This window comes from Mesorhizobium sp. Root102 (genome assembly GCF_001425625.1).
GTDB lineage: Bacteria > Pseudomonadota > Alphaproteobacteria > Rhizobiales > Rhizobiaceae > Mesorhizobium.
The window spans coordinates 130,300-156,886 of the sequence record NZ_LMCP01000047.1 but is presented as its reverse complement, the minus strand read 5'-3'; the positions used below and the strand labels follow the sequence as shown (position 1 = coordinate 156,886).

Annotated in this window: 32 protein-coding genes; 9 read left to right on the top strand and 23 right to left on the bottom strand. The window is 62.6% G+C overall.

What is annotated here, in order from left to right; translation table 11 throughout:
- Positions 1-48 precede the first annotated feature (48 nt).
- The 3 genes from ASD12_RS30520 to ASD12_RS30510 are packed head-to-tail and all read right to left on the bottom strand — an operon-like array spanning position 49 to position 2,753.
- Positions 49-1,464, bottom strand: coding sequence for an ATP-binding protein (locus ASD12_RS30520; RefSeq protein ID WP_082525766.1), 1,416 nt, complete (start codon positions 1,462-1,464; stop codon positions 49-51).
- Positions 1,465-1,513: 49 nt separating this feature from the next.
- Positions 1,514-2,233 (bottom strand): response regulator transcription factor, encoded by a 720-nt coding sequence (locus ASD12_RS30515; RefSeq protein ID WP_056595615.1) that lies wholly within the window; start codon positions 2,231-2,233, stop codon positions 1,514-1,516.
- A complete protein-coding gene (locus ASD12_RS30510) occupies positions 2,220-2,753 on the bottom strand; it encodes a MarR family transcriptional regulator (RefSeq protein ID WP_056595997.1) in 534 nt (177 codons plus the stop codon). Before ASD12_RS30510 ends, ASD12_RS30515 begins: the two co-directional genes overlap by 14 nt.
- Before the next feature lie 247 nt (positions 2,754-3,000).
- On the opposite strand from ASD12_RS30510, the gene ASD12_RS30505 reads away from it, so the two are divergent.
- The 3 genes from ASD12_RS30505 to ASD12_RS30495 all read left to right on the top strand — a co-directional run bounded on the left by ASD12_RS30505 (position 3,001) and on the right by ASD12_RS30495 (position 5,132).
- Positions 3,001-3,894: a branched-chain amino acid aminotransferase gene (locus ASD12_RS30505; protein WP_056595612.1), complete on the top strand. Its 894-nt coding sequence runs from the start codon at positions 3,001-3,003 to the stop codon at positions 3,892-3,894.
- A gap of 145 nt (positions 3,895-4,039) precedes the next feature.
- Positions 4,040-4,357 (top strand): hypothetical protein, encoded by a 318-nt coding sequence (locus tag ASD12_RS30500; protein ID WP_056595609.1) that lies wholly within the window; start codon positions 4,040-4,042, stop codon positions 4,355-4,357.
- Positions 4,358-4,493: 136 nt separating this feature from the next.
- A complete protein-coding gene (locus ASD12_RS30495) occupies positions 4,494-5,132 on the top strand; it encodes an MBL fold metallo-hydrolase (RefSeq protein WP_056595606.1) in 639 nt (212 codons plus the stop codon).
- Between the two features lie 237 nt (positions 5,133-5,369).
- Here the strand turns inward: ASD12_RS30495 and ASD12_RS30490 are convergent, their stop codons facing one another.
- The 3 genes from ASD12_RS30490 to ASD12_RS30480 form a co-directional block, all read right to left on the bottom strand.
- The gene (locus ASD12_RS30490; protein ID WP_056595603.1) at positions 5,370-5,798 is read right to left on the bottom strand and encodes a BA14K family protein; all 429 of its coding nucleotides are present in this window, start codon (positions 5,796-5,798) and stop codon (positions 5,370-5,372) included.
- Between the two features lie 184 nt (positions 5,799-5,982).
- Positions 5,983-6,195, bottom strand: coding sequence for a cold-shock protein (locus ASD12_RS30485; protein ID WP_013530020.1), 213 nt, complete (start codon positions 6,193-6,195; stop codon positions 5,983-5,985).
- Between the two features lie 327 nt (positions 6,196-6,522).
- Positions 6,523-6,735: a cold-shock protein gene (locus tag ASD12_RS30480; protein WP_006202520.1), complete on the bottom strand. Its 213-nt coding sequence runs from the start codon at positions 6,733-6,735 to the stop codon at positions 6,523-6,525.
- Between the two features lie 503 nt (positions 6,736-7,238).
- Between ASD12_RS30480 and ASD12_RS30475 the strand changes: the two genes are divergently transcribed.
- Positions 7,239-7,643: a Kazal-type serine protease inhibitor gene (locus ASD12_RS30475; protein WP_056595594.1), complete on the top strand. Its 405-nt coding sequence runs from the start codon at positions 7,239-7,241 to the stop codon at positions 7,641-7,643.
- Between the two features lie 75 nt (positions 7,644-7,718).
- Here the strand turns inward: ASD12_RS30475 and ASD12_RS30470 are convergent, their stop codons facing one another.
- From ASD12_RS30470 to ASD12_RS30455, 5 genes are all read right to left on the bottom strand, one after another.
- Positions 7,719-7,940 carry a hypothetical protein gene (locus ASD12_RS30470; RefSeq protein WP_056595994.1) on the bottom strand — a complete coding sequence of 74 codons (222 nt, stop codon included), beginning with the start codon at positions 7,938-7,940 and terminating at the stop codon, positions 7,719-7,721.
- A gap of 99 nt (positions 7,941-8,039) precedes the next feature.
- A complete protein-coding gene (locus ASD12_RS35000; RefSeq protein WP_164482279.1) occupies positions 8,040-8,177 on the bottom strand; it encodes a hypothetical protein in 138 nt (45 codons plus the stop codon).
- A gap of 43 nt (positions 8,178-8,220) precedes the next feature.
- Entirely contained in the window at positions 8,221-8,505 is a 285-nt protein-coding gene (locus tag ASD12_RS30465) for a hypothetical protein (RefSeq protein ID WP_056595591.1), read from the bottom strand.
- Positions 8,502-8,771, bottom strand: a complete 270-nt coding sequence (locus tag ASD12_RS30460) for a hypothetical protein (protein WP_056595588.1) — start codon at positions 8,769-8,771, stop codon at positions 8,502-8,504. Before ASD12_RS30460 ends, ASD12_RS30465 begins: the two co-directional genes overlap by 4 nt.
- A gap of 144 nt (positions 8,772-8,915) precedes the next feature.
- Positions 8,916-9,122, bottom strand: coding sequence for a cold-shock protein (locus ASD12_RS30455; protein ID WP_023809797.1), 207 nt, complete (start codon positions 9,120-9,122; stop codon positions 8,916-8,918).
- Positions 9,123-9,447: 325 nt separating this feature from the next.
- On the opposite strand from ASD12_RS30455, the gene ASD12_RS30450 reads away from it, so the two are divergent.
- Both ASD12_RS30450 and ASD12_RS30445 read left to right on the top strand, forming a co-directional pair.
- Positions 9,448-9,672 carry a hypothetical protein gene (locus tag ASD12_RS30450; RefSeq protein ID WP_056595585.1) on the top strand — a complete coding sequence of 75 codons (225 nt, stop codon included), beginning with the start codon at positions 9,448-9,450 and terminating at the stop codon, positions 9,670-9,672.
- 188 nt (positions 9,673-9,860) lie between these two features.
- On the top strand, positions 9,861-11,495 hold the full coding sequence (locus ASD12_RS30445) for a sulfotransferase (RefSeq protein WP_056595582.1): 1,635 nt from the start codon (positions 9,861-9,863) through the stop codon (positions 11,493-11,495).
- A 285-nt stretch (positions 11,496-11,780) separates the two neighbouring features.
- Here ASD12_RS30445 and ASD12_RS30440 read toward each other — a convergent pair whose 3' ends face one another.
- Positions 11,781-12,134 carry a DUF1428 domain-containing protein gene (locus ASD12_RS30440; RefSeq protein WP_056595579.1) on the bottom strand — a complete coding sequence of 118 codons (354 nt, stop codon included), beginning with the start codon at positions 12,132-12,134 and terminating at the stop codon, positions 11,781-11,783.
- A gap of 73 nt (positions 12,135-12,207) precedes the next feature.
- Complete coding sequence (locus ASD12_RS30435; protein WP_056595575.1) at positions 12,208-12,636, bottom strand: glyoxalase/bleomycin resistance/extradiol dioxygenase family protein; 429 nt, start codon at positions 12,634-12,636, stop codon at positions 12,208-12,210.
- A gap of 238 nt (positions 12,637-12,874) precedes the next feature.
- Here ASD12_RS30435 and ASD12_RS30430 point away from each other — a divergent pair, with 238 nt between their 5' ends.
- A complete protein-coding gene (locus ASD12_RS30430; RefSeq protein WP_056595991.1) occupies positions 12,875-13,489 on the top strand; it encodes a glutathione S-transferase in 615 nt (204 codons plus the stop codon).
- Between the two features lie 49 nt (positions 13,490-13,538).
- Here the strand turns inward: ASD12_RS30430 and ASD12_RS34995 are convergent, their stop codons facing one another.
- The 9 genes from ASD12_RS34995 to ASD12_RS30395 all read right to left on the bottom strand — a co-directional run bounded on the left by ASD12_RS34995 (position 13,539) and on the right by ASD12_RS30395 (position 23,491).
- A complete protein-coding gene (locus ASD12_RS34995; RefSeq protein ID WP_210173870.1) occupies positions 13,539-13,742 on the bottom strand; it encodes a hypothetical protein in 204 nt (67 codons plus the stop codon).
- A 105-nt stretch (positions 13,743-13,847) separates the two neighbouring features.
- Positions 13,848-14,156: a HigA family addiction module antitoxin gene (locus ASD12_RS30425; protein WP_056595572.1), complete on the bottom strand. Its 309-nt coding sequence runs from the start codon at positions 14,154-14,156 to the stop codon at positions 13,848-13,850.
- A gap of 27 nt (positions 14,157-14,183) precedes the next feature.
- Positions 14,184-14,462 carry a type II toxin-antitoxin system RelE/ParE family toxin gene (locus ASD12_RS30420; protein WP_056595569.1) on the bottom strand — a complete coding sequence of 93 codons (279 nt, stop codon included), beginning with the start codon at positions 14,460-14,462 and terminating at the stop codon, positions 14,184-14,186.
- Between the two features lie 87 nt (positions 14,463-14,549).
- A complete protein-coding gene (locus ASD12_RS30415; RefSeq protein ID WP_056595566.1) occupies positions 14,550-16,076 on the bottom strand; it encodes an ABC-F family ATP-binding cassette domain-containing protein in 1,527 nt (508 codons plus the stop codon).
- Positions 16,077-16,414: 338 nt separating this feature from the next.
- Positions 16,415-16,750: a hypothetical protein gene (locus ASD12_RS30410; RefSeq protein WP_056595563.1), complete on the bottom strand. Its 336-nt coding sequence runs from the start codon at positions 16,748-16,750 to the stop codon at positions 16,415-16,417.
- Positions 16,751-16,813: 63 nt separating this feature from the next.
- Positions 16,814-19,429, bottom strand: coding sequence for an excinuclease ABC subunit UvrB (gene uvrB / locus ASD12_RS30405; RefSeq protein ID WP_082525774.1), 2,616 nt, complete (start codon positions 19,427-19,429; stop codon positions 16,814-16,816).
- A 782-nt stretch (positions 19,430-20,211) separates the two neighbouring features.
- Positions 20,212-21,813, bottom strand: a complete 1,602-nt coding sequence (locus ASD12_RS30400; RefSeq protein WP_056595557.1) for a DUF2778 domain-containing protein — start codon at positions 21,811-21,813, stop codon at positions 20,212-20,214.
- Positions 21,814-21,963: 150 nt separating this feature from the next.
- The gene (locus ASD12_RS35095; RefSeq protein WP_156388962.1) at positions 21,964-22,191 is read right to left on the bottom strand and encodes a hypothetical protein; all 228 of its coding nucleotides are present in this window, start codon (positions 22,189-22,191) and stop codon (positions 21,964-21,966) included.
- Positions 22,192-22,234: 43 nt separating this feature from the next.
- A complete protein-coding gene (locus ASD12_RS30395) occupies positions 22,235-23,491 on the bottom strand; it encodes a hypothetical protein (protein WP_056595553.1) in 1,257 nt (418 codons plus the stop codon).
- A 107-nt stretch (positions 23,492-23,598) separates the two neighbouring features.
- On the opposite strand from ASD12_RS30395, the gene ASD12_RS30390 reads away from it, so the two are divergent.
- Both ASD12_RS30390 and ASD12_RS30385 read left to right on the top strand, forming a co-directional pair.
- Entirely contained in the window at positions 23,599-24,657 is a 1,059-nt protein-coding gene (locus tag ASD12_RS30390) for a CapA family protein (protein WP_056595550.1), read from the top strand.
- Between the two features lie 65 nt (positions 24,658-24,722).
- Complete coding sequence (locus ASD12_RS30385; RefSeq protein WP_056595548.1) at positions 24,723-25,691, top strand: DUF3137 domain-containing protein; 969 nt, start codon at positions 24,723-24,725, stop codon at positions 25,689-25,691.
- 13 nt (positions 25,692-25,704) lie between these two features.
- Here the strand turns inward: ASD12_RS30385 and ASD12_RS30380 are convergent, their stop codons facing one another.
- The gene (locus ASD12_RS30380) at positions 25,705-26,163 is read right to left on the bottom strand and encodes a DUF2314 domain-containing protein (RefSeq protein WP_056595545.1); all 459 of its coding nucleotides are present in this window, start codon (positions 26,161-26,163) and stop codon (positions 25,705-25,707) included.
- Positions 26,164-26,587 lie beyond the last annotated feature (424 nt).

Genomic DNA, 26,587 nt, shown 5'->3' with positions numbered 1-26,587 from the left:
TCTTGACCATGGTTTCATGACGGGCGGATGAAGCCCGTCCTGCGCCGACTATGCAGGAACCTTGATGACGGCGCGAAGCCCGCCGAGCGGGCTGTCGTCGAGGGTGATGTCGCCGCCATGGCTGCGGGCTATGTCGCGGGCAATCGACAGGCCGAGCCCGGTGCCGCTGGCATCGAGGTTGCGGGCCTCGTCGAGCCGCACGAACGGCTTGAACACGTCTTCGCGCCGGTCGGGGGGAATGCCCGGACCATCGTCGTCGATGGTGACCAGAAGCGAGCCGCGGCCATGGCTGGCGTTGACCTCCACCGTCGAGGCATAGCGGAAGGCGTTGCCGATGACGTTGGACATCAGCCGGGCGAAGGCGTTCGGCCGCACATGGACATCGGGGTCGCCGGCAAGCGTCGTCGACAGCTTGCGCTTGCGCAGCCTGGCTTCCTCGTCGAGTTTCTCGAAATAGGCCTCGAGATCGAACCGTCCGGCGTCTTCCGAAGCCTCGCCACGGGCAAAGGCGAGATAGCCTTCGAGCATCGACTGCATGTCGTCGATGTCCTGGTCGAGCGCCGCCTTGGTCTCGGCCTTGCCGCCAGAAAGCGCAAGCTGCAGCTTGAAGCGGGTGAGGATGGTTCGCAGGTCATGGCTGACACCGGTGAGCATGGCGGTGCGCTGCTCGATCTGGCGTTCGATGCGCTCGCGCATCTGCATGAAGGCAAAGCCGGCGCGGCGGACCTCCTCGGCGCCGCGCGGCCGGAAATCGCGCGGCATCGGCCTGCCCTTGCCGAAGCTTTCGGCGGCTTCGGCAAGCATCAGGATCGGCCGGATCTGGTTGCGCAGGAAGGGAATGGCGATCATCAGGAGCACCAGCGAGGTGCCGACCATCCAGATCAGGAAGATGTGGGTGTTGGAGGCATAGGCCTGGCTGCGGCGCACGAACACGCGCAGCACCTTGTTCTCAAGCTGGACGCGCACCTCGACGATGTTGGAATTGCCGACCGTGTCGATCCAGAACGGGCGGTTGATCTGGCGCGTGATCTCGGACGAAAGAACGTCGTCGAGAATCGAGAAGAAGGGTTTGGGTCCTGGCGGCGGCAAGGGGTCGGGCGGCAGCAGGTCAACCTTCAACTGCATGCGGTCCTGGGCGATGCGGATGATGCTGGTGTAGTCGGCGTCGTGCGGATAGGTCTCGATCAGGTCGATGATGGCGGCGATGTCGCGCACGGTGGCCTGCGACAGGCGCTGCGTCACGGTTGCCCAATGGCGTTCCATGAAGACGAAGGCGACGACCGATTGCAGCAGGATCATCGGCGCGATGACGATGATCAGCGAGCGGGCATAGAGCCGCTTGGGCATGTAGAGCGAGACCAAGCGCCAGAAACGGTTCCAGGCGCGCGGCACCGCCTTTAGCGTCCGCGTGGCGCGTGCGCTCAAGCCGCCATTGCCCGGCTGTTCCAGTTCCGTGGTTGCCATTCGCTCTTATCGCTTGCCCGCAGCCGTTCAGCCGGCCGCAGGCGGCATTCTATTCCACGCTGAGCCGATACCCAATACCACGTACGGTCTGCAGCCAGACCGGATTGGACGGATCGCGCTCGATCTTGCGGCGCAGCCTGTTGATCTGGACGTCGATGGTGCGCTCGCCGACTTCCGAATCGTCGCCGACAAGCTCGTGGCGGGGTATCGTCTCGCCTGCCCGCGCGGCGAAGATCGCAAGGATCTCCTGCTCGCGGTCGGTCAGCTTCAGCGCCTCGCCACCACGCTTCAATTCGCGCCTGGCGATCTGGAAGGTGTAGGGGCCGAAGACCAACTGCTCGACCTTGGGCGTGGTCGCCGGGCCACCACGGCGCAGGATGTTGTTGATGCGCAGGATCAGCTCGCGCGGATCGAAGGGTTTTGGCAGATAGTCGTCGGCGCCAGCCTCCAGCCCGCTGATGCGGCTGTCAGTCTCCGACAGCGCCGTCAGCATCAGGATCGGTACGTTCTTTTCGGCGCGCAGCGACTTGGTCAAGTCTACGCCCGTCTCGCCGGGCATCATGACGTCGAGCACCAGAAGGTCGAAGTCGAGGCCAGCAAGCTTGCGCCTGGCTTCGCCGGCATTGCCGGCGACGGTGACACGAAAGCCGTTTTCGGTCAGATACTGCTTGAGAAGATTGCGAATGCGTGTGTCGTCGTCGACGACGAGCAGATGCGGCGCGTCGTCGTCCGGCGCGGCCGTGTGATCGACCCGTTCAGTGCTCTCCATGGCTTTTCCCTGACATTTCTGCGGATCCAACGTCGATCTGCGCCCTCAGTTCCGGATTGACCATCGCTTCGAGGAACCGTTCCACCAAGGTCCGTTCGGTTATTCCGGAATCTCCCAATGCAGCATGGATGCGGCGCGACTGTGGCCGCGCCAGCGCCAGCGCCAGCGCGCGGCCCTTGGCCGTCGGATAGAGCTCGCGCTGGCGGCGGTCGCGCGGACCTTGCAACTGCACGACATGGTCGGTGTCGATCAATTGCTTGAGCACGCGGGCCAGGCTCTGCTTGGTGATCTTCAGCACGTCGAGCAGTTCGGCGACCGTCAGGCCCGGCCTGCGGTTGACGAAATGCAGCACCCGGTGGTGGGCACGGCCGAAACCGTAATCAGCCAGGATCTGATCCGGATCGGAGGTGAAGTCACGATAGGCGAAGAAGAGTAGCTCGATGATGGCGAAGTCGATGCCGTCCTCGTCTGACATCGCGGTCCTGATCGGTTTCCCGGCTGCGTGGCTTCGATCCGTCATCATTTCTCCGTGGGAAAGAGAGATTATGTCAGTACTATTGACGTAATTTCCCTGCAATGGTAATTTTTGACAAGCTTTTGGGCGGATTGCGAACGAAAAGGCAAGGGAAGGCGGTTTTTCCGGAACTTCCTGAGTTTGCCAGAGCGCAATTATCCGCCTACGCTCCAGCATAAAAGCCGCTTTGGGCGGCCGACACGAAACACCAACGATACAACACTATGCGGGCTGCCGCCCGCGGGAGGTTACCATGGCATCCGTTCCCTTCGACCAACTGGATGGTTTCATCTGGATGAACGGCGAATTCGTCCAATGGGGTGACGCCAAGATCCATGTGCTGACCCATGGCCTGCATTACGCCAGCGCCGTCTTCGAGGGCGAGCGCGCCTATGGCGGCGAGATCTTCAAGCTCAACGAACACACCGAGCGCCTGCATGACTCGGCGCGCCTGCTCGGCTTCAAGATTCCCTATTCGGTGGCGGAGCTCAACGACGCCTCCTCCACGCTTCTGAAGAGGCAGGGTTTCCAGGACGCCTATGTCCGGCCGATCGCCTGGCGCGGCAGCGAACAGATGGGCGTTTCGGCGCAGAACAACCGCATCAACTGCGCCATCGCCATCTGGCAATGGCCGAGCTATTTCGATCCCGCGCAGAAGCTGAAAGGCATCCGCCTCGATGTGGCGGAATGGCGCCGGCCCGACCCGCGCACCGCGCCTTCCAAGTCGAAGGCCGCCGGCCTCTACATGATCTGCACCATGTCCAAGCATGCCGCCGAGGCCAAGGGCTATGCCGACGCCATGATGCTCGACTGGCGTGGCCAGGTCGCGGAAGCGACCGGCGCCAACATCTTCTTCGTCAAGGAGGGCAAGATCCACACGCCCAAGCCCGACTGCTTCCTCGACGGTATCACCCGCCGCACGGTCATTGGCTTGGCCAAGGATCGCGGTCTGGAGGTGATCGAGCGCGCCATCCTGCCGGAAGAACTCGAGGGCTTCGAGCAATGCTTCCTGACCGGAACTGCAGCGGAAGTAACGCCGGTTTCGGAGATCGGACCTTACCGATTCGAGGTCGGTGAAATCGCCAAAAACCTAATGAATGACTATTCTGCCGCCGTTCAGCCCAAGCACGCGATCGCCGCAGAATAACGATAGTCACAGCTTTTCGAGCAAGCAGGGGCGGTTTTCGGGCCGCCCCTTTTATTTCAGCGTTTCTGCATTTGACTTTCGTCCAATTCGGCGTCTCATGATCCTGTCGGCCCGGGAGGCTGGCAGCTATGGAGGGACTAATCATATGGACATGAACACGCTTCTTCCGATCATCATACAGGTGATTGCTGGCGTCATCGGTGGTCAGGCGATCGGTGCGGCGCTCAAGACGGCGGCGATGGGTCAGCTCCCCAAAATCCTGGGCGGAGCCATTGGCGGCGTGGGCGGTGCGGCGATCCTCGGCAGCCTGCTGGGCGGCGGCGCGGTCGATCCGGCGGCTGCGGCAGCAGCAACGAGCGGTCTCGGCAGCGCGCTGAACCTCAACAACATTGTCGGCGGCGCCGGCGGCGGCGCGATCCTGACCGGCATTCTCGGCGCGGTCATGGGCGCCATGAAGAAGTAAGCGGCCATTCGGGCTTTTCAAATGGGCGGCTTCGGCCGCCCATTTCCGTTTCAGACCTACTGACTGTTCGTCTTTCGGGGGTGGACGCCCTTCGCCCGCGCCTCTACATCACCGCTGGCGTAGCGAAAGGACGATCATGGGTCAGCTCAATGCCGGCATCGTGCCGGTCACACCGTTTCAGCAGAATTGCACCATCCTGTTCGACATGGACGACAAGCACGGTGTCGTCGTCGATCCGGGCGGCGACATCGACAAGGTGCTGGCGGCGCTGAAGGACAATGCGATATCAGCCGGGGCGATCTGGATAACGCATGGCCATATCGACCATGCCGGCGGCGCCATGGAACTGAAGGAGGCGCTCGGCGTCGAGATCATCGGCCCGCACGAGGCCGACAAGTCGCTGCTCGACAATCTGGAAGCCCAGGGCAAACGCTACGGCATCGCCGGCGCGCGCAACTGCGTGCCCGACCGGTTCCTGACCGAAGGCGAGACCGTGTCGTTCGGCAGCCATGTGTTCGAGGTGCTGCACTGTCCCGGCCATGCGCCCGGCCATGTCGTCTACTACAACCGCGCGGCCAAGTTTGCCCATGTCGGCGACGTGCTGTTTCGCGGTTCGATCGGCCGCACCGACCTGCCGGGCGGCGACCACGCGGCGCTGATCGCCTCGATCAAGGGCAAGCTCCTGCCGCTCGGCGACGACATCGGCTTCATCTGTGGCCACGGTCCCGGCGGACGTTTTGGCGAGGAACGGCGGACCAATCCGTTCCTGGTGTAGACGGTGCTGATATTCAGGTGAGGCCGGCCTGCAAACGGCGGCTTCCTGCGCTTCCGGTGCTCACGTACTTTAAGTACGCTCCGCTCCGGTTCTCGGAAACCCATTTTCGGCTCGGCCTGGCCTGAATCTCAACACGTCTTGGCGCTCCTAACGACCGATCGAAATCGGGGGCTCAATAACAAAAAGCGCCGGCCTCGCGGTCAGCGCTTTTTGTTTGGGGCAGGGAAGCCCTTGGTCTTAGTTCGTCGTGCAGAAATGCTGTTCACCGTCATTACCGGTGAACGTGCCGGTACGGGAATTGAAGCTGCGGTAACGGTCCGAGCAGTATTCGTACCAGTCACGCGTCCACGGCTCGGCATAACGATCGGCGTAGACAACCCTTGGCTCCGCATAGTAGCGGCGGACCGGGGCCGGGCGCACCACTACGTCACGATCGGAGTAACCGTCATCATAGTAGCGGTCAGCGTAGGGCGGCGGCCGGTCATTGGCCAACGCGCCACCGATCAGCGCGCCGGCCGCGAGGCCGAGGACGCCGGCGGCGATCGCATCGCCATTGCCGTGATGGCCGTGATGGCGCCAGTCACGCGCGTTTGCGGCGGGCAAGGTTGCGAGCGTGGTGGCGGCCACGGCAGCGGCCAGGACGGCGGTCTTGAAAATTCGGTTCATGTCGGTCTCCTTCGTGCCGGACCGTGCAGTTTCGGGGGGTGCGGTCCGGCTTTACCAAAGGCTAATATGCGACCGTGGCTGAACGGGGGCTGAACGGATTTCGACGTGTTTATTCAAAACAGACGTCAAAGATCACACGCTCTCGAGAGGCGAAACTGCCCGCCGCAGCCGGTCTGAAGCTGGCTCAGCCGACCGACAGGTTGACGGCTTTCGGACCCTTGCCGCGCTTGTCCGGCTCGGTGTCGAATGACACTTTCTGGCCATCCTCGAGACCGGGAAGACCGGACGCCTGCACGGCTGAAATATGGACGAAAACATCCTTCGCGCCATCATCGGGCGTGATGAAGCCGAAGCCCTTGGCATGGTTGAAGAATTTGACGGTGCCGGTCTGCGGCATGGGAAGCTCCTTTGTCCCATAAACTCCAGTCTCGGGCCGGCAAATGCCCGAGCGGAAATTTGTCCTTTATTTTAGCGTCATCGGCAAGAGAAAGTTTTGCGGGCACCTGAAGCGCCTCGCGACTCGCTTTAGTTCTTTGTTTTCATGCGTAACGTTCCCCCAAACCCGGGACCACTTTCGGGCGATATGCATTGGTCTGCTTTTTCGGTACGAAAAAGGCGCGACGAAGATCGCCGCGCCTTTCCAAAATTCAAATCCCTCTCCAAGCCAGGTTCAGGCATTGGAGCCTCCGTCGCGCGTCCGAAAGACGTGCGGCGTGCCGATGGCTCAGGCAGCGCGGAGGTTGACGGCCTTGGGGCCCTTGCCCATGCGGTCCGGCTCGACGTCGAAGGTGACCTTCTGGCCGTCGACGAGCGTGCGCAGGCCCGAAGCCTCGATCGCGGAAATATGGACGAACACGTCCTTGGCGCCACCATCGGGCGTGATGAAACCGAAGCCTTTGGTCGCGTTGAAGAATTTAACGGTGCCGGTCTGGGCCATTGGGGAAACTCCTTCACCCGTTCAGTCTTTGGTGGTCCTGCCCGCCGCCTGGCGCAAAGGGCAGTTCCCGGTGGTTGCTTCGGCAGTCATGCATTGGCGCATGGTCAAACCCCCCGCCGAAAACGGGGCCGTCAGAGATTCACAGTATCGGGGAAAGGTCGTCCAAAACGTTCCGCTCTCCGGGTCGCAAATGCCCGAACACGGAATTTATCGCACGGAAACGTGATGGTTGCAAGATAGCGCCGCGGGCCGCCGCACTGGCGCATCCCGACGCATGGATCGACTAACCTGAGCATCGATCGGCACGGCATAGGCTTGCTTGCCGGCCGGGTCATCGGCCAGAGCCGGGCCACGAATAGGCCAGATGTCGAGGTGGCCCAGGAAGCAGACGCCGACCACGGCCGCAGGCACCGTTTCCGGCTGAAAGGGCTGCAAACGGGGGTTGCAATTGGCAAGCGAATGGCGAGGATCGGCAACCGGGGACGCGATCGTGGGAGATTATCATGAAATTTCTGGCGGCAATCTTTTCGCGACAGGGTTTTGCCATCCTGTTGCTGTCGGTAGTTCTTGCCGCCTGCACGGTCGTGGTCGATGAGGGACCAGGGCCGCGCCCGCGTCCGCCACGGCCCGAACCGCAATATTGCAGCAAGCAGTACGAGCCGGTCTGTGCCCGGCGCGGCGGCGACCGCCAGACCTTCGCCAATGCCTGCCTTGCCGACCGGGCCGGCTATCGCATCGTGCGCGACGGTCCGTGCCGCGACGGCGGTGGTAGCGGCGAAGAGCAGACGTTCTGCACCCGCGAATATGCGCCGGTGTGCGCTCGTCGGCACGGCGAGATGCGTACCTTCCCCAATTCCTGCGAAGCCCGCGCCGCTGACTATCGTGTCGTTGGCGACGGGCCGTGCTGAGGGGCAGGGCGATGTCCGCAGGACATGATCAGATCGGTAAAGGCAGCGCGTGAAGATTGAAGCTCACGCTGCTGGTCACGGTGCCGGATACGCTCCGTCGGCCGGGCCGGCATAAAGCTCGCTGCCGTTTTCGTCGCAAATGCGCAGGCGATCGGGGATTTGCGGCATGGCCAGCGTGTGGAACAGCGCGGTGGCGCCCTGCAGCGCGGCGCGCAGATTCGGCGCTTCGAGCGACACCTTGTCGAGTGTGGCTTCGTCGGCGTCGCGCGACCGGTAGAACTCGATGACGAAGTTCAAGCGCGCCTCCATGGCAGAGCATTGCGCGGGTCTGTTCAGTCAGTTCGCCGCCTCACGGAGGACGACGGAGAGGGCGCTTGAGGCGCGCCCTCCAGTTTGTCAGCCCTTCGATTTCGGCTTCAGGCTGCTCTCCGCCTGTTTGACCGACGAGCCGAACGGGGAGGCGGGCTTGGCCACGACCTTGTCCTTCTTCGGCTTGCGCGTTTCGCGGTTGCTTCGCTGTTGACCCTTGGACATGTCGTGCTCCTGCTGCGTGTTGGCTTGGCTTTGCGGTGGGGTCTCAGACGACCGGGCTGTCAGCAACAACCGGGTCGTTGGCAACAACCGGGGTGTCGGCCGGTTCGAGATTGTCTTCGGTGGTGACCCGCTCATGGGTCTCCTGCTCGCTGCGGATGCGGTATTGCGGCGAGCCGTCCTTGACCGGCAGCCTGCTCTTGATCTGGAACAGTTCGGCGGTCTTCTGGACGAGGCCGGTGCGGCTCTTCATGCGCACGGTCTGACCAATCGCAAACTGGTGCGCGGGCGTGTCGGTGCGCGGGCGCGCATTCTGCTGGAAACGGATCATGCTGCGTTCTCCCTGTCGCGCTTCAGCGCTGTTTCGAGTTCGGCGTAATCGATGGCGACAAGCTGGCTGGTGGGCGGGTTTTTCACTGCCCTTGCCGGCAGATGGATGAAGGTGGCGACGCGGCGCCAGGCAGCCCGCGACATGCCCTCGATCAGCTCTTCGTCGTGATCGATGTCGTAGTCGCCGGCCGGCAGCTGCCCTTCCAGTCCGCCGAGCACGAAAGGTGCAGCGAAATGCGCGATGGAGTGGGTGGTGCGGTCCGGCATTGTCCTACCTGTGCAAAGCAGCGGTCCTGAAAGCAAAAAAGCGGGGACGAGCCCCGCTTTCCTATTTCCGGCAGTCGCTGGAAATAAGCCGCTTTCGAGAGCTGCCAGTACATCCGTGGTCAGCGTTCATCGAATTCGGCCGGATCAGATCAATTGCAAATTGGCGGCCGACTCGCGGCCCTTGGTGTCACGCTCCAACTCGAACTGCAGCTTCTGGCCTTCGGCGAGGCCGGGGAAGCCGGCGCGCTCCAGCGCGCTGACATGGACGAAAACGTCCTTGCCGCCATCGGTCGGCTGAATGAAGCCGAAGCCCTTCTGGCCATTGTAGAACTTCACGGTTCCGGTGTTCATGTGGATCTTTCGAAGAATGAGACATGGCCGCGGAGCGAATATGCCGCGCGCCCGGTATCGATGATTTGGAAAGAGATTGGCGGGTCGAGAACCTCTGACGCCGCCAGATGCCAATTCTGGCCCAAAGCGATCTTGCTTATATAGGCCGATGAGGCTCATTGTTCAAGAAGATTTCTGAAAACCTCTGACGATGGCAGAAAAATAGATCCCTGTAATTATCTGGAAAACTCTGATATGGGTCGGTGGCTTTCAAAAATTGCTTAGATTTACGCTGGGACGATTTTCCCGGCACTTGCATTTTATTATTCACAGAAGGACAAAAGCCATGGTTTCCGTCAGAACCCCGAGAGGCATGACCGTAGCGATCAACCCGATCATCAAGCCAACCACCATGCACACCATTGCCGCCGGCGCGGCGGGCAAGCCGATGATCGTCAAGTCGGCACGGCTGACCATCAGAAGCGATGAGGCGGCAAGGCGAACGATCGCCGATACCGATGGCACCATGAGGCGGGCCAGACAGGTCGCCGAGACCAACCGCCTGATCTGATCCTTCGCAACCCGATGGGAAGGGCGAGATACCAAGCGAAGCCTTGAACCTGCCGCGCTGATGGCCTAGATCGCCACAGGCGGACAAAACACGGCAGGTTTCCCATCAACAGAGATCAGAGACGAGCAGCGGGTGCGGGAGCCAGATCTGGCGCTGGGGGACAGCCACCGCTGGGGCTCGACCAGCGCGTGCAGCAGGCGCTGCAGTTGCACCAGGCCGGGCGTCGGCAAGAAGCCGAGGCGATCTACCGGCAGGTGCTGGCGCAAAAGGCCAATCACGCTGCCGCGGCGCATTTCCTGGGGCTGCTGCTGCACCAGACCGGTCGCAGCGCCGAGGGACTGGACCTGATCGAACAGTCGGTGCGCCTGCAGAGCGGCAACCCGGATTTTCAGAACAATCTCGGCACGGTGCTGCGCGACCTCGGTCGGGTCGCTGCCGCCGTCGACTGCTTCCGCAAGGCGGTGACGCTGCGGCCCGACCAACTGGTGGCGCGCGACAATCTTGGTTCATCGCTGAAGCAGCTCGGCCAGTTCGAGGGTGCGGAAGAGATCTATCGCGGCACGGTCGGGCGCAATCCCTTCCATGTCCGCGCCCGCATAGGACTTGCTGAAACGTTGCAGGAAGCCGGGCGGCTGGATGAGGCGCTCGCCGTCTTCCGCGAGGCGCTGACGATCCGGCCCAGGGATGCCGACCTGCTGCACGGGCTCGGTGTCGGGCTGATGGAAAAGGGCAAGCTCGATGAAGCAGCCGATCTGTTCCGGCAGGCGCTGGCCGTCGACCCCGGCATGGCGAGAGCCTGGCTGATGCTGACGCAGGTCAAGCGCCAGAAGGAGCGCGACAGCGAACTGAGCAGCATGGAGGCTCAGCATGCCAAGGCGCCGCAGGACAGCCTGTCGCGCATGCAGTTGTCTTTCGGTCTCGGCAAGGCCAATGACGATCTCAGGGATTATGGCCGGGCCTTCGATTATTTCGCCGAAGGCAATGCGATCCGTCGCAAGGGCATCGATTACGACCAGGCCAAGACGCGGGCCGAGTTCGAGGCGATGAAGGCAACCTTCGATGCCGGCTTCTTCGAGAAGCATCGGCCCAGCTCAATCAGCGACGACACGCCGATCTTCGTCGTCGGCATGCCGCGCTCGGGCACGACGCTGGTCGAGCAGATCATCGCCAGCCATCCCCAAGTTTACGGCGCCGGCGAGCTCAGCATCCTGAAGACGGCGGTCGGCAAGCAGTTTCCCTTGACCATGAAGGGCGGTTTTCCCGCAGGGATCGCCGACATGCCCGACAAGACTTTTGCCGAGGCCGGCGAAGCCTATCTCGACATGCTGCATGGCCGTTACCCCGGCTTCAAGCATGTCACCGACAAGATGCCGGGCAACTTCCTGCTGATCGGCTTCCTGCATCAGATGCTGCCCAAGGCCAAGATCGTCCATTGCGCACGCGATGCGGCGGCGACCTGCCTGTCGATCTACAAGGTGCATTTCCGCGGCGACAGCCACCGCTATGGCTACGATCTCGGCGAACTCGCCGACTTCCACAATCTCTACACCGACATGATGGCGCATTGGCACACGGTGCTGCCAGGCGTCGTACATGATGTGCGCTATGAGGATTTCGTCGCCGACCAGGAAGGCCAGACGCGGGCGCTGATCGCCCATCTCGGTCTGCCCTGGGATGATGCGGCGCTGTCCTTCCACGAGACCGACCGGCCGGTGCGCACGGCTTCCGCCGCGCAGGTGCGCCAGCCGATGTATCAGGGCTCGGTCGATCTGTGGAAGCGCTATGGCGACCGGCTCAAGCCGCTGCTGGACAAGCTAGATTAGCGTCCTGGTTACAGATTAGCCGAAGCGCTCCAACATCGTCATCCACGGGCGAAGCAGGAGCGAAGCTCCGTCGCGAAGACCCGAGGATCCACTCCGTGACCTCGACCGAAGGATGCAACGGGGCAGAATTCTTCACCGTTTTCAACGCTTTGACGTCGCGGCATGGATCCTATGGTCTGCGCCGCGTCGCTTCGCTCCTTACTCCGCCGTAGGATGACGAAGCGATGGGCGCTTAGGTCAATCTCCAAGGCTTACGATTAGTCAGATAGCGTTGCGCTAACTTGCTCAAAGCTCCATGAAGGGCTGGAAGCCGCCGAAGATCATGCGCTTCATATCGAAGGGCATGGGCCCCCAATCGGGTGTCAAGCGCGGGTCTGCCATCACCTTGGCCATGACGGCATCGCGGCTCCCGCGCGATTCATAGACGGCCCAGGAAAAGACGACGATCTCGTCGTCCTTGGCCTGCACGGCGCGCGGGAACGAAGTGACCTCGCCATAAGGCACGTCGTCGCCGATGCATTCGACATAGGCGAGCGCGCCGTGTTCCATCCATATAGGGCCTGTGAGGTTGGCCAGCCTCTTGTAGTCATCGAGATTTGCCTTGGGCACGGCAAGCACGAAGCCATCGACATAGGACATTGAGGGTCTCCTTCTGGAAGTTCACAGGGCCTCACCGACGCCAGCCGGTGAGGGACTTCCCATTGGCGATAGATCAGGCTTTCTTCGCCGGCGCGTTCATCGCCCACTCGACGCCGAACGGGTCGCGCATATTGCCCCACTGGTCTCCCCAGAACATGACCTGGAGCGGCACGGCGACTTCGCAGCCGGCATCGACGGCGCGCTTCCACCAGGTGTCGATGTCGTCGCTGCCAATATGAAGCTGCATTGTGTAGCCTTGCGGCTTGACGGCGGGCATCCCGTTTTCGGGATAGAAATCGGAGAGCATCAGCGTCGAGCCGTTGATGTGGAGATGGATGTGCATGGTGCGGCCTTTTTCGTCCGCCGGATAAGCAAAGACCTGCTCGGCGCCGAAGGCCGTCTTGTAGAATTCAGCAGCCTTGAAGGCGCCATCCAGTTGCAGATAAGGGGTCAATCCGCCGAGCACTTTGGCCGCGGGCTGAACGGGGGTCTGATCAGTCATGTCTTGCTCCTCTTTGCGTTTGGCCTTGCCAATCACAGGACGCGTGAGGTGACGGCGATCCTACATGGCCGCGAAATTTTCTTGGCGGGCCGGCCTTGGACAGGCCAGGCAGCCGGCGGGTTTGAACGAGAGACGTGAAACGAACTTGCATCGGCGGCCCCCAATCAGAGCGCAATTCTAGCGGCTCGCAGGCTAGAACAGATGGATCAGGCGACGCCTCCTCAACCCCGAGATGATAGTGATCCTCTATTATCAGACCCACTCACCCTTCGCGCGCAAGGCGCTCGTCTTCGCTCATGAAGCCGGCATTGCCGATCGGCTCGAGGTCATTCATCACGAGACCAGTCCGACCTTGCGCAATGCTCGCGTCTACGCCGAAAATCCTCTCGGCAAAGTCCCGGTGCTTTTGCGGCCCGACGCGTCGCCGATCTTCGATTCCGATGTCATCTGCGCCTATCTCGACACGCTGCATGACGGCCGCAAGCTGCTGCCGCAGGACGGCGAGGCGCGCTGGCAGGCGTTGCGGCTGCAGGCGGTCGCCCAGGGCCTGGCGCAGACTGGCATAGCGTTGCGCTGGGAGACGGAAAGGAGGCCCGAACAGCTGCGCTATCCTGCTCTCGCCGACGGATACCGGGAAAAGATCGAGGCGAGCTACGACTGGATCGAAAGCACGCTGGACGACGAGGCGCCACTCCATGTCGGCCACATAGCCTTGGCCACCACGCTGTCCTGGATGGCGTTCCGTCACCTTCCGCCTTTTCGCTCACGGGCGCGGCTGACGCGCTGGTTCGAGGTTTTCGAAAAGCGCGTATCGATGCAGGCGACGCCGCTTTCGGGCGATACGCATGACTGACTGGCGGTCGCCAGGCGGCATCGATGGCGTAGCTTCCCTTCTGCATAGGTCAGGGAGCCCTGCAGATCCGGGGGCCATTTTGCGCGTCGGTTACGATTTCCGGCCAGCCGATGTTCTTGCGCAATTCGATCGGCAGGGAAAGCAGGGCGCGCTCGCTGCGATGGCGGGCGCAAGCTCGCATGTAACGGGTGGTGATGCGACCCATGGATGACAGGGTGAACATGATGCTTTGTCCTCGGTTGAGCGGCATCATTGTGTCGGCATCCCAAGGACGCGGTACGTGGCGGTCATCCGACAGACCGTCGAAAATTTTTGCGGGCAGCGTTTGATATTCTATTCAGGCGCCGCCGAGCGGCGCCTACGCAACCTTGATCGTCGGGACAGCTGAAACATCAACTTCACGCTCTGCGTGCCAGGCATCGAAAGCCGCCTGCATTCGAAGCCAGATCGCGGCGCCGTCGCCGAACAGCTTCCCAAGGCGGGCGGCCACAGCCGGCGAAACCGGCTTCTTTTCGCGGATGATGTCATAGAGCTGCTGCCGGGAGATCCCGAGCAGATTTGCAATTTCCACCTTGGTCTTTCCAGTTGCCGGGATAATGTCCTCAAGCAGCGCTCCCGGGTGGGAGGGACAACGCTCAATAGGACGCGTCGGCTCGTGCACGGTCATAAGTCGAACTTCTCCAATCTGACCGCCTCAGTAATATTGCTCGAAATCGACGCGGGCGGCGTCCTTGCCGTCGAACTCGAATGTGATGCACCACGGGCCGTTGACATGGACCGTGTAACGGATGGGATCGAAGCCTTTCAGCGGGTGGAAATCGAAGCCGGGCAGGTTCATTTCCTCCGGCTTCTCCGAAGCTTCCAAGCGGTCAAGCCGGACAAGAATGCGCTTGTGCAGCTTGGCGTCGATCTTGCCGGTCTTTCCAGTTTGAAAGAGGTTCAGCAGCGCCTTGTTCCTGAAGGACTTGATCATGGATACATGTAAACAGATTGCTTACAAAAAACAAGATTCTGTAAGCAAATAATTTACACGCCAGTCGACCCTCATGATCCGTTAGGCTCATCCTGTCGCTTCGGCCACCTCGCGGAAAAAGTCTTCGGGGTTCTCGACCTCGGTTAGTTTCCGCTTCTCGATCAGCCAGAAGCGGTTGCCGATGGCGCGGATGAAGGAGCGGTCGTGCGAGGCGAGCACGCAGCTTGCCTGATGCGCCAGTAGTTCCGCTTCCAGCGCTTCCTGGCCGTCGATGTCGAGATGATTGGTCGGTTCGTCGAGCAGATAGAAATTGGGATTGGCGAGCCTGAGCGCCAGCATCATCAGCCGTGCCTTCTGGCCGCCGGACAACACGCCGATCTTTTTCTCCTGCATTTCGATGACCACGCCGGCGCCGGCGAGCAGCGAGCGGGCGCGCTGTTCGCCGACATCGTAGCGGCGCGAGACCAGCGCCAGCGGCGTGTCGTTACCGCTGATGCCCGACAGCGCCTGGTCGCTGTAGCCGAGCACCGTCGACGGCGTCACCTTCACATTCTGCACCGTGTCCGGTTCGATGATGGCGTTGCGGATCAGGGTGACGAAGCGCGACTTGCCGACGCCGTTACGGCCGAGCAGGACGATGCGGTCGCCCTGGCAGATGTGGCGCTTGCCGGTCCTGAACAGCAGCGTGCCGTCGGGCGTTTCCACGGTTGCATCGTCGAGCGTGATCAGCACCTTGGCGTGGGTGCCGCGATTGGCCAGTTTTATGGCACCCGCCGACTTTTCGCGGTGCGCCGAGGCTGCCGCCTCTTCCAGCCTTTCCGCGCGCTGGTTGAGCTGCTTGGTCTTGACCGTCAGCAGGTCGCTGCCTGAATTGATGCCGATGTTGTTGAGTTTGGCCGCCTGCCGGCGCAATTGATGCGCCACCTTCATGTCGCGCTGGAACTTGCGCTCCGTCGAAGCATCGACGTCGTCGAGCGCCTGCCTTGCGCGGGAATAGGGCAGGGCAAACACCGGCGACTGTTCCGGGCGCAGGAACAGCGTCCGGTTGGTGGTGGCGTCGAGGAAGGCGCGGTCATGGCTGGCGATGACGACCGGCACCTCGCGCGGCAGCGCGTTCAGCCAGGTCTCAAGCTGGCTGATGCGGGCAAGGTCGAGATGGTTGGTCGGCTCGTCGAGCAGCAGCACGTCCGGATCGGTGACCCAGACGCGGGCGATCAGCGCCAGCCTCTGCCAGCCGCCGCTCAGCGCCTGCATTTGCCGCTCGCGCATCGGCTCCGGCACATCGAGCGAATCGAGAACGACGTCGACACGCCACATCTCGCTGTCGGCCTGCTCGGCCGGCAAGGCATCCGCCACCACCTGGTGGAACGTACGGCTGAGAAGAGCCGGGGCAACGGATTGCTCGACATGACCGACGCGCAGGCCGCGCGTGCGGGTGATGTCGCCGGAGGTGGGCTCCATCTCGCCGGTCAGGCATTTCAGTAAGGTCGACTTGCCGCGGCCGTTGGCGGCGACGATGCCGAGCCGGTCGCCGGTGCCGATGGTGAGGTCGAGATTGGAGAACAGCGGCGCACTCATGGTGACGCCGAGGGATTTGAGGCTGATTAGGGCCATGTTGATTTCTCTGGTCTTGCCGGAACCCGGCTCAATGCACTTTGACGGTGCGCATGCTGGCCATCAGGCTCGGCGTTGCGCACCACGAAGGGCAGACCAAAAAATCGAAGCGGGAAAAACCCGGACCGTCCCTGGTCAGCCCTGCAAGCAAGCTCGCAGGGCAGAAATCGGGCCACGCTGACGATGGTGACGAGAAAAATCGAACACGTGAGCCCTCCTTTCAAGACAAGACGTTGAGTGTGCGGGAGCGATTACACCAAAGGCGGGGGTGGAGACAAGGGGCCGGTCCAAGGCACGTAGTCGACCTCAAGGCTGTCACCGGCTGTCGAAGGCGAAAGTCAGACAGACCTTAGGTGACCGCCGGTCAATCCATATTCCTTGTTCAAGTCGAGCAGGAAATGCCCGAAAACCGCGCTTCTGCCGAGATCGATGACAATCACAAGCAGGGCGTTGACCCTTCCGGTGCCAATCGAAACTTGATCAAACCGATTTTGGGCGTCTCGGTAAACATAATGGACGTCGTTCAAATAGGGCACGCCGATTTCGTCCAGATTTAGCGCGTCGACATAGGGCCATATGTCTACGACAGCATTCGCCGTCGCGGTGACATTCGTCATTGGCTCGGCGAAGCAAGCCTTGAACTCCTCTTCATCAAGTCTGCGAACGACGACCATCACCTATTCTAAGCGACGGCATCTGAAATCCGCAACCGATCGCAGACTCGAAGCTGCAGCTTCCTACCGCCCCGGCCGTCCCGTCTTGCCGGGCCGGCGCTTTTCGCGGCGGGCGTCGCCTGGATCCTCGTAGGAGCCGATGCCGGCGCGCTGGCGGACGATCGGCTTGGCGGAATCGTCGCGTTCCTTCGCGCCGCCCTCTGCCCTGCCGGGCATCTCCCCCACTGGGGGGGAGATCGGCTGGGGCTTTGTTGGCACTTTTCCCTCGACCGGCTTTTCCGTGCGCCTCATGGTCATTTCATCCAGCGAGTTCTTCTTGAACAGTGGCTTGACCGGCTCGCCCGGAATGCCGAAATCGGAGCCGTGCGCCTCTTCGGCCGACTGCTTCTTGAACAGCGAGCGTGACACCGCGCCGGCCGGCGTCGGCATGTCGGTGCCCGGGCCCATGGCGTCGAGCGACGGCTTGGAAAACAGCGGCTTCTTCACCGGCACGGCGCCATCGGCGCCCATCTGGTCGAGATCAGGCTTGCGGAAGAGGTTGGGCCGGGCTGTCGCTTCGGCGGCACGTGCCTCGTCGAGCTTGCGGAAACGCTCCTGTTCCTCTGATGTGCGATGTTTGGCCACGCCCTTGTTGTGCTTGCCCTTTTCGCGGCCCGAGACAGGGCTTTCCATGTCGGCATATTTGGCCAGCGGGTCTTCGGAGATGGACAGTTCCATCTCGCGCAGCCGCTTGATCTCGTCGCGAATGCGGGCGGCCTTCTCGAAATCGAGATTGGCGGCGGCGTCGCGCATCTGCTTGTCCATGGCGTCGAGATGGGCCTTCAGATTGTTGCCCATCATGGCGCCGGCGCTGTCGGTGAACTGCGAGATGTCGGCGCGGACATGGTCCTTCTCGTAGACCGAATCCAGAATGTCGGAGATGCGCGACTTGACCGATTCCGGGGTGATGCCGTTGGCCTCGTTCCACTCCACCTGCTTTTCGCGGCGTCGGTTGGTTTCGGCCATCGCCCGCTCCATCGAGCCGGTGACCTGGTCGGCATAGAGGATGACCTTGCCATCGACGTTGCGGGCGGCGCGGCCGATGGTCTGGATCAGCGAGGTTTCCGAGCGCAGAAAGCCTTCCTTGTCGGCATCGAGAATGGCGACGAAGCCGCATTCGGGAATGTCGAGGCCTTCACGCAGCAGGTTGATGCCGACCAGTACATCGAAGGCGCCAAGCCGCAAATCGCGCAGGATTTCGATGCGCTCCAGCGTGTCGATGTCGGAGTGCATGTAGCGGACGCGGATGCCTTGCTCGTGCAGATATTCGGTCAGGTCCTCGGCCATGCGCTTGGTCAGAACGGTGACGAGCGTGCGGTAGCCGGCCTTGGTGGTGTCGCGGATCTCGCCGACGACATCGTCGACCTGGTTCTTGGCCGGGCGCACCTCGACCGGCGGATCGATCAGCCCGGTCGGGCGGATGACCTGTTCGGCGAAGACGCCGCCGGCCTGTTCCATTTCCCAGCCGCCCGGCGTCGCCGAGACCGCAACCGAAAGCGGACGCATGGCGTCCCATTCCTCGAAGCGCAGCGGCCGGTTGTCCATGCAGGACGGCAGACGGAAGCCGTATTCGGCCAGCGTCGCCTTGCGCCGAAAGTCGCCGCGATACATGCCGCCGATCTGCGGCACGGTGACGTGGCTTTCGTCGATGAAGACCAGCGCATTGTCGGGAATGTACTCGAACAGCGTCGGCGGCGGATCGCCCGGCTGGCGCCCGGTGAGATAGCGCGAATAGTTCTCGATGCCGGCGCAGGAGCCGGTGGCTTCCAGCATCTCGAGGTCGAAACGGGTGCGCTGTTCCAGCCGCTGCGCCTCCAGCAGGCGGCCGGCCCGTTCCAGCTCGACCAGACGGTGCTTGAGCTCTTCCTTGATCGACTTGATCGCCTGGTTGAGGGTCGGGCGCGGCGTCACATAGTGCGAGTTGGCGTAGATCTTGACGCTTTTCAGCTCGCCGGTCTTCTGGCCGGTCAGCGGATCGAACTCGGTGATCTGCTCGATCTCGTCGCCGAACATCGAAATGCGCCACGCGCGATCTTCCAAGTGGGCCGGGAAGATCTCGATCGTGTCGCCGCGCACGCGAAACGAGCCGCGGACGAAGTTGATGTCCTGGCGTTTGTATTGCTGGGCGACGAGATCGGCGAGCAGGGCGCGCTGGTCGAGCCGGTCGCCGATCTGCATCTGGAAGGTCATCGCCGTATAGGTCTCGACCGAGCCGATACCGTAGATGCAGGACACCGAGGCGACGATGATGACGTCGTCGCGCTCGAGCAGCGAACGCGTCGCCGAATGGCGCATGCGGTCGATCTGTTCGTTGATCGAGGATTCCTTCTCGATGAAGGTGTCGGTGCGCGGAACGTAGGCTTCCGGCTGGTAATAGTCGTAATAGGAGACGAAATACTCGACGGCGTTTTCCGGGAAGAATTTCTTGAACTCGGAATAGAGCTGTGCCGCCAGCGTCTTGTTCGGCGCCAGGATCAAAGCGGGGCGCTGCGTCTCCTCGATCACCTTGGCCATGGTGAAGGTTTTTCCGGAGCCGGTGACGCCGAGCAGCACCTGGGTGCGGTCGTTGTTGTCGACGCCTTCGACCAGATCCTTGATCGCGGTCGGCTGGTCGCCGGCCGGTTCGAAATCCGACACCATCTTGATGGTAATGCCGCCTTCGGATTTTTCGGGGAGGGCAGGGCGGTGCGGCGTCCACAGCACGCCGTCCTTGTGCAGCGGGTTGCCGGATTCGATCAGCGCCGACAGCGCGGCCACCGTCGCGGTGACGCTGCCAGAGGCCATCGTCTCGGCGTCTTCCAGCGAGATGTCGAGACCGGCGACCGGATTGAGGCCGGCTGCCGTGCGCTCCCTGGCCGTTGCCGCGCCACCCATCGAGGTGCCGCGCGAGCTGCGCCCCGGCGAGCTTGAGCGCTCGGGTATCTTCTTCGACTTGGCGCTCTCCCTCCCCCTTGAGGGGAGGGTGGCGGCGGAGCCGCCGGGTGGGGTCGGTTCGACCGGATTCGATGTCTTGGTGGTGCCTTCTGCGGCGACCCCCTCTGTCGCCTTCGGCGACATCTCCCCCTCAAGGGGGGAGATTCGGCGCCCGTCTCGTTCGGCTTCCTGCTCGATCTGCTCGGCCCAATCCGCGATCGAACCGGTCAGCGGCGTGCCCGAGAGCTCCGGCTGCGGCATCTCGGCGAAGCCGGCTCTGTGCAGCGGCTCCGAGGCGTCGAGGAAATCGGTCAGCGGGCTGCGCCGCTTCGGCGCGGCGCGGTCGTCATTCGCCGTCGGCGGCGTTTTCTTATCGGGAGATTTGGCCATGTCCCGAATATGGGATTTCCTGGCCAAAATGGAAAGAGTGAGATGAGGTGAGGCGTGCCGCCAGCTGCCGCTCCTGACAGCAGGCTGTCAGGAGCAGGCGGGAAGGTGCGGCCGAAAGCCTACACGCCCCTGGCTGCTGAAGCGACCTGCGTCGGCGATCCGTTCAGGCGCGGCACCACAACGAGGCGTTTGATTTTGCCCTTCTTGAAGGCGGCGAGGAAGCGCGCATAGTCCTTGAAGGCGACGCAACCGCTCGACTGGGCGTAGCGGCCCCGAAGCAGGTAGGTATGGGCCAGAAAGCCGTCGCGATTGTATTTGTTGCGGCCATCGACCGGTGTCAGGCGCAAAGCCTCCACACCATGAAAGCGCGACTCGCGCAGCGACAGATTGTAGGTGTTGGGCGGTGTCGGTCCGCGGTTCTTCTGGTCGGCATAGCGCGGCTGGTCCGCCATGGCGCCGACGCCTGAATGCGCCTCAAGCCTCGAGCCGTCAGGCATGTAGACGGTCGCGCTGCTAATGTCGTAGACGGCGACGCCATTGCCCGCGCCGCTCCTGGACCCTGGCGAATTGAACAGGTTCCTGAATGCCTTGCCAAGGCCACCCGAAGGCGTGTCCGGCTTGGCATAGGCCAACACGTCGCCCCCATCGGCCGGCCGGCCCTGACGCGCCGGCTTTGCCGGCTTGGCCTGCTGGACGGTCTCGCGCGCCGGCTTCGGCTGCTGGACGGGCTTGGACTGCTGCTGCACGATTTTGGGCTGCTGCGGCGCGTCGAATTGCGGGCGGCGGGTCGGCAATGGCACGTCGTCGGTCAGCGCGTCCGGCAGCGAGGCGGCATCGCCGGGTTGGTCCTGCTGGGTTTCGACGGGCGAAACCGCGACGTCAGCCGGCGATTCCTCGATCGGCAACGGCGAGGCGAACGCCTCGTCGTCGACCGGCAGTGACTGGACGAGAGCCAGTGCCAGCTGCGAATTGTCTGGCGTCCTTGCGTCCGACTGGGCAAAGCCCGACGGGGCCGGCGCGGTCTGCACGACCACTGAGCCGGTATCCAGCCGAGCGAAGCGTTCCGCCGCCGGAGCCGGCATGTCATCCGACAGGCTGGCCATGACCTGGACGGATGGCACCAGCGACGCCTTGGTAACTTGCGGTGCGACGCTGGAAATGACCGGAAGTGCGGGTGTGTTGGCTGCCAGGGCAGGCTTGCCGGCACTTGCGAAGACAGCAGCGAGCTTCATCGGCGACAGCGACGCTTCCATGCGTTCGAAGCGTTCCTGCGATTTCGACTTTGCAACGGTGGGTACGGGCTTTGCCTGCGCCACAAGGCGCGCGGATTTCTCCGCCGGAGGGCTCACCCCAGCCAGTTTGAAGCAGCTCGCGCCGCATTGCACGGCATGGTCACGCAGCGCCTGCACGCCGCCATGAGCATTGGCCAGCACGAACGGCGCTTTCAAGAAATGCTGTTTCGACGGGTCGGCAAGGGCGAGCGATCCCGACATCGACAGCGTTTGCGGCAGGCCACCCGATGTCGCCGAAAGCGAGGCGCCGACGGAGCTGAGGCCGGCCATGGTGCCGATCAGCCAAAGGCCGATGGCGGTGCTGGCGCAAGGCAATGCGATCAAGCGGACGACCCGGCCAGCATTGAAGGAAGAGGAACGCGGTGGATCGACGAACTCGCCGCCTTCACGCTGTTCCCAGATTATTTTTTGTTTACTCGACAACGCCATGCAACCAATCTCGCTCCAATCGGTTTTCCCCGTACGTGGCCTTGTGAGCCGCGACGACCATTCTGCGAGTGATCCCAGGTGGTCCCCGACGCGTTTGCCGCGCCTGTCGTTGGTTGCCGATTGCTTCAAAATATGGACAAAGTTGGTTAATCAATCCCTCTCAAAACCAACGACGAGATGTGGATGCTTGCCAAAAATGGCTTCTCCACGACCAAGGAAGTGGTGTTGCTGCCCTTCCAAGCCTGTTTTGCTGCCCGTTTTTGTCGGCCAAGTCAAGCGAACGGCCCCTGCGATTTTTTTACGCAGCGCCTTCCCGCGATAGATGCGGCGAAGCGATTGCCAGCAGGAATTGCCTAAAAAGGCGCCTGTCACCGGCAAAACTGTCGGCTGCCTGTCGCAATTTCTCCGCCCGGGCGGCCGCTCAGTTGAACCAAAGCGCAAAAGTCAGAAACCCGCCACCGCCGAACTCACGCTGGATTTGGTCGAAATCGTCGCTGGTCAGGATCGTGCCGCTTTCGAGATAGGGCGCGATGGCCGGGCCGGTGATCGACAGCACCAGGTCGAAGTTTTTTGGGTCGTCGAAGAAACGCTTCATGTTGATGCCTAGGCCGGTGATGCGGAAATGCGGCAGCAGCTTGCGGCCCTCCAGGAGATCCTCGGCCATGCTCAGGGCGGCGAGCCAGGCTTGGACCTGCTCTTCGCCGACTTCGAGGCCGGTGAGCGGGTTCTCGCCCTTCTGCTGCGGTGCCGGCAGCCATTCGCGGTCATTATCAGTCTCGGCGCGGATCGCCTTCCAGTCTTCGCGTGACAGCCGGATCATTTCCAGCAGATGGCGGCGCGCTGCTTGCCGGCGCTCCGGCTCGACCACCGGCCAGTTGATGAGATGCACCATCGAGATGAAATCCGCGATGCGCCATTCCGAGGAGAAGATGCTGCTGCCCATGTCGGCGGCCGGCGGCACGAGAATATCCTGCAACGGCAGCTTGGCGCGCGGGAACAGCATGTGGAACGAGCCGTCGAAGGTGCTCCTGAAATCATGCGCCAGCCAGAAATCGGCCTGCGCCATCAGGAATTCGGCATAGCCCTGCAGCCAGAAACCGTCGGCGCGGTCGAAGCGGAATGTCAGTGCGGGAGTGACGCCGTCCGACGAGATGCCGCCGCGCGACAACGAGGCGATGATCGCCGCCATGCTTTCATCAGGCGTGATGGTGCCGTCCTCGTTGAGGTCGATGCCGGTACGGGTGAGGTCGATGACCATGCCGATATCGGCGTTTGCCGGCACCGACGCAAACGTGGCGGCGGATTTTTCCAGCCGGTCGCGGAAGGCGACCAGGATGGCGCGGAACTGCTCATAGGTCAGCGGCTCGGGATTGGGATTGTCGGGTACCGGCAGCCGCATCAATGGCAGCATGAAGGATTGCGGGCTTTCGAAGCCATGGCGATGCAGGCCGCTGGCCAGGATCTCCAATGCGGTGAAGAACTCGCCGGCGCCGGCGGCATAGGCTGATACCGGGTCCTTGGGCGCGGCGGCCTCCAGCGTCGAGAGAGCGGTGTCGCGCGCAGCCACGGTCTTGGCCTCGAACAGTGCGGTTGCCGCTTCGGGCATTGCCGCCGACGCAGAAGACAGCGGCACAATCAGCATGAAAGCGGATGTCAGCAGGCCTGCCAGTCGTGTCATCTCTTCCCCCCAATATTTGTCGCGCAGAGCAAATATACACCATTTGCGGCGTCGCGCTTCAACCGGCCCCGCGGACGGTCTACACAGGGCAAACAATTGGGCGCCGCGTGTCGAACTATCCGTTTTCCTACAAGCTGTCCTGGCTGCCGCGTTTCGTGAAGCCGTCGCTCGCCGGCGACGCACGAGACTTTGCGCCGATGGCGGGAACGCTGATGGATCCGCCGCCGAAGCGAGCGGTGCGGCTTGCCTTCGTCGGCGACATCTCGGCGGTGGCCAACCGCAGCGCGCCGGACTGCGATCCGGCGATCAAGGCGCTGCTCGGCGCCGCCGATCTGGTGATCGGCAATTGCGAAAGTCCTGTTGTGGGCAGACCAAGCGCGATGCTGGGGACGACGCTCGGCACGCATCATGCGATGAGCGAACGGTTCCTGGCCGGGGCGCTGACGGCGGTCGGCATTGCGCGCGAAAAGCTCGTGCTCTCGCTGGCCAACAACCATGTGCTCGACCAGGGCGTCGCCGGTTTTGACGAGACGGTCGCGGCGCTGCAGCGGCTTGGCATCCGCACGGTCGGCCTGGCCGCCAACGGTCCGGTGGTGCCTGTCCGGGTCGGACCGCTTGATATCGGCTTTGCCGCCTTCACACTGTGGCGCAACGCCGATGAAAGCCTGTTCGCCGGGCGTGTATCGATGGACAGCGATCCGGCGCACTGGCCGCGCGATGGTGTCGATCTTCTTTGCGCCGTGCCGCATTGGGACTGGGAGTTCCGGCATTTTCCGCGCGCCGAGACGCGGGTGCTGGCCAGGCGGCTGGCCGGGCAGGGCGTCGGGCTGATCGCCGGCCATCACGCCCATGTCGTGCAGCCGATGGAAAAGATCGGCAGGACGATCGTCGCTTATGGGCTTGGCGATTTCCTCGGCACCGCCTTTGCTCGCCAGCCATGGCCGGGCCGCGTTGGCGGCATCCTCGTTGTCGATGTCAGTACCGGTGCCGGCTCGCGGGGCGCCATTTCGTCTTACCGGCTGCATCCCTTCATGCGGCTGCGCGCCGGCGACCACGAGCGGCTGCTGCCGGTGGCGGCGCTGGTTGGGCAAATGCGCGGCAAGGTCGAAGCTCGGCTGAGGGCGGTCTTTCCTTCCTCTTCAAGCGAAGAGGGCGTCACCGCTTAACCGTCTGGCGGCTCCTGCAAAACCGACTATCATGCCACGGCAGGGGCGGGCTTGCGGGGGTGGCGATGGAAACAGCGGATTTCATGCCTGGAGAGGCTGACATCGCCGGCATCCGGAAAGACATCGAGGCCTATGAGGCGGCAAGGGCCTCGGCGGTCCGGCAGGTGCGCTGGCGGGTGCCGCTGTTCGTCGGCCTGGTGCTGGTGGCCGTGGTGCTGGTCGCCTGGCTGTTCAACAAGGTCGCCGACCCCAACGAGCAATGGGTCTCGACGCCACATCTGTCTCTCTATGGCATCGGCTTGGTGGCTTCGAGCGTGCTCTACTTCCAGGCCAGGAAACCGGCGACGCGGCTGCAGCAATCGTTCCGCGAGACGCTGCTGCCGATCATCTTCGGCTTCATCGCGGATATGCGTTACCAGCATGGAGGGAGGCCGAACTCTTTCGACCGGCTGCCGCGCGAGGCGGTCGGCGCCTTCAACCGGCAGTCGTTCGACGATGTCGTTTCGGGCCGCTACGAAGAGTTTCCGTTCGAGATCTACGAAGCAGAAATGCGAGTAGGGTCGGGCAAGGATTCATCGACAACCTTCAAGGGTGTCATCGTCGCGTTCGAAGCGATCGAGCCGTTCCCGGGAGTATTGGTGGCAACGCGCCGGACCAATGCGGTCGTCGGCTTCTTCCGGGGCATGTTCGCCAGCAAGATGCAGGACTTGTCGTCCGGTGTGCCCGAACTCGACGCCGCCTATGAATTCCGCACCGACAACGCCGAGGTGGCGCGACCGCTGGTGACAGGCCGCCTGGCGCAGGCGCTGAAATGGCTTGGCGAAACCTGGCCGGACGACCCGGCCCGCGTCGCGCTCAACGGCAGCGACGGATTCCTGCTGCTGCCGCAGACGAAGAACTTCTTCGAGCTGCCGGATATTTCGGTGCCGCTCGACTACACCACGCATGTCGCGCCGATGATATCAGACATGGGCGCTATGCTGGCGACGGCAGCGCTGGTGCGAAAGATCGGCGCGAAGGACGAGGAGGGTTAATCGGACCGAGCCGTCAGCAGTCGAAGCCGTATTTGTCGCGCATACAGTCCGCCTCCTCTTTCGACATTTTGTCGAACATGACGCAGACGGTGAAGCTGCCGACCTGACGCCCGGCGCGTGTGTATCCCCAGTCGGAAATATCGTCCCTGGTGAATTCTACGTTTTGGCCGAGGACGACGTTGTGCACTCCCTCCGGCTGGTTCGCCAATATGCCGACAAATCCGGTCTCGGTGCGGCGGAACGGTATGACCCAGAAGTGTTCGATGACGTTCCCGTCCCGCACCTTGACCTTCAATTTGAACCTGTCTGTGTCGGAGGGAGGAGCCTCGGACAAGGCCAGGAAGTCGTCCAGGCTGGCGAGCGCCTGCGCCGTCGCCGCCATCTCTGGATCGTCGGGAGTAAAGATAACCGTTTTGTCGTCGCCCGGACCCGCGCCTTGTGCGCTGGCCGATCCCGGAGCAAGCGCCAGCATCAGGACATCATGGTCCGGACTGCAAGCTTCATGGAAGGCCCCCCTTCATCGTAACGGCGCACCATCCTGCATCCGTTCCCGATTTGCAACCGGAGCGCGAGTTTCAACCACTTTGGAGTGGCGAGTTGAGCTGATCCATGAAACAAAGTGTGTATCGGTGACCGGTCGGCAGTCTGTTTCGTGATGCCGCCCGAGACGGATTGCGACGGCTGTGCCGTGATCGAACCCGCCCGCCACAATCCGGCTAAACGACTCTTTTCGCGGACAGAAGTGCGCTCATCGGGGGAGCCGAAGCGGCCGGAAATGATGTCGGCAGCAAGCAATGTGTCGGAATTAAGCCTATGATATTGTTTGCGAAAATACACCCAACGTGATTTGCTCAGCGAGCGCTTTCCGTTCCAGTTTCAGGCCGTCCGGTGCTGTC

Coding starts and splice junctions, on each gene's coding strand:
- ASD12_RS30395 (WP_056595553.1), bottom strand. CDS start 23,491: ATGACACGACTGGCAGGCCTGCTGACATCCGCTTTCATGCTGATTGTG.
- ASD12_RS30380 (WP_056595545.1), bottom strand. CDS start 26,163: ATGCTGGCGCTTGCTCCGGGATCGGCCAGCGCACAAGGCGCGGGTCCG.
- ASD12_RS30435 (WP_056595575.1), bottom strand. CDS start 12,636: ATGACTGATCAGACCCCCGTTCAGCCCGCGGCCAAAGTGCTCGGCGGA.
- ASD12_RS30440 (WP_056595579.1), bottom strand. CDS start 12,134: ATGTCCTATGTCGATGGCTTCGTGCTTGCCGTGCCCAAGGCAAATCTC.
- ASD12_RS30500 (WP_056595609.1), top strand. CDS start 4,040: ATGGACATGAACACGCTTCTTCCGATCATCATACAGGTGATTGCTGGC.
- ASD12_RS30410 (WP_056595563.1), bottom strand. CDS start 16,750: ATGGTCGTCGTTCGCAGACTTGATGAAGAGGAGTTCAAGGCTTGCTTC.
- ASD12_RS30490 (WP_056595603.1), bottom strand. CDS start 5,798: ATGAACCGAATTTTCAAGACCGCCGTCCTGGCCGCTGCCGTGGCCGCC.
- ASD12_RS30520 (WP_082525766.1), bottom strand. CDS start 1,464: ATGGCAACCACGGAACTGGAACAGCCGGGCAATGGCGGCTTGAGCGCA.
- ASD12_RS30465 (WP_056595591.1), bottom strand. CDS start 8,505: ATGATCCGTTTCCAGCAGAATGCGCGCCCGCGCACCGACACGCCCGCG.
- ASD12_RS30450 (WP_056595585.1), top strand. CDS start 9,448: ATGGTTTCCGTCAGAACCCCGAGAGGCATGACCGTAGCGATCAACCCG.
- ASD12_RS34995 (WP_210173870.1), bottom strand. CDS start 13,742: ATGATGCCGCTCAACCGAGGACAAAGCATCATGTTCACCCTGTCATCC.
- ASD12_RS30475 (WP_056595594.1), top strand. CDS start 7,239: ATGAAATTTCTGGCGGCAATCTTTTCGCGACAGGGTTTTGCCATCCTG.
- ASD12_RS30515 (WP_056595615.1), bottom strand. CDS start 2,233: ATGGAGAGCACTGAACGGGTCGATCACACGGCCGCGCCGGACGACGAC.
- ASD12_RS30385 (WP_056595548.1), top strand. CDS start 24,723: ATGGAAACAGCGGATTTCATGCCTGGAGAGGCTGACATCGCCGGCATC.
- ASD12_RS30420 (WP_056595569.1), bottom strand. CDS start 14,462: ATGATCAAGTCCTTCAGGAACAAGGCGCTGCTGAACCTCTTTCAAACT.
- ASD12_RS30400 (WP_056595557.1), bottom strand. CDS start 21,813: ATGGCGTTGTCGAGTAAACAAAAAATAATCTGGGAACAGCGTGAAGGC.
- ASD12_RS30505 (WP_056595612.1), top strand. CDS start 3,001: ATGGCATCCGTTCCCTTCGACCAACTGGATGGTTTCATCTGGATGAAC.
- ASD12_RS30495 (WP_056595606.1), top strand. CDS start 4,494: ATGGGTCAGCTCAATGCCGGCATCGTGCCGGTCACACCGTTTCAGCAG.
- ASD12_RS30510 (WP_056595997.1), bottom strand. CDS start 2,753: ATGACGGATCGAAGCCACGCAGCCGGGAAACCGATCAGGACCGCGATG.
- ASD12_RS30415 (WP_056595566.1), bottom strand. CDS start 16,076: ATGGCCCTAATCAGCCTCAAATCCCTCGGCGTCACCATGAGTGCGCCG.
- ASD12_RS30485 (WP_013530020.1), bottom strand. CDS start 6,195: ATGCCGCAGACCGGCACCGTCAAATTCTTCAACCATGCCAAGGGCTTC.
- ASD12_RS30455 (WP_023809797.1), bottom strand. CDS start 9,122: ATGAACACCGGAACCGTGAAGTTCTACAATGGCCAGAAGGGCTTCGGC.
- ASD12_RS30460 (WP_056595588.1), bottom strand. CDS start 8,771: ATGCCGGACCGCACCACCCACTCCATCGCGCATTTCGCTGCACCTTTC.
- uvrB (WP_082525774.1), bottom strand. CDS start 19,429: ATGGTGTCGGATTTCGAACCGGCCGGCGACCAGCCGACCGCGATCAAG.
- ASD12_RS30480 (WP_006202520.1), bottom strand. CDS start 6,735: ATGGCCCAGACCGGCACCGTTAAATTCTTCAACGCGACCAAAGGCTTC.
- ASD12_RS35000 (WP_164482279.1), bottom strand. CDS start 8,177: ATGTCCAAGGGTCAACAGCGAAGCAACCGCGAAACGCGCAAGCCGAAG.
- ASD12_RS30425 (WP_056595572.1), bottom strand. CDS start 14,156: ATGACCGTGCACGAGCCGACGCGTCCTATTGAGCGTTGTCCCTCCCAC.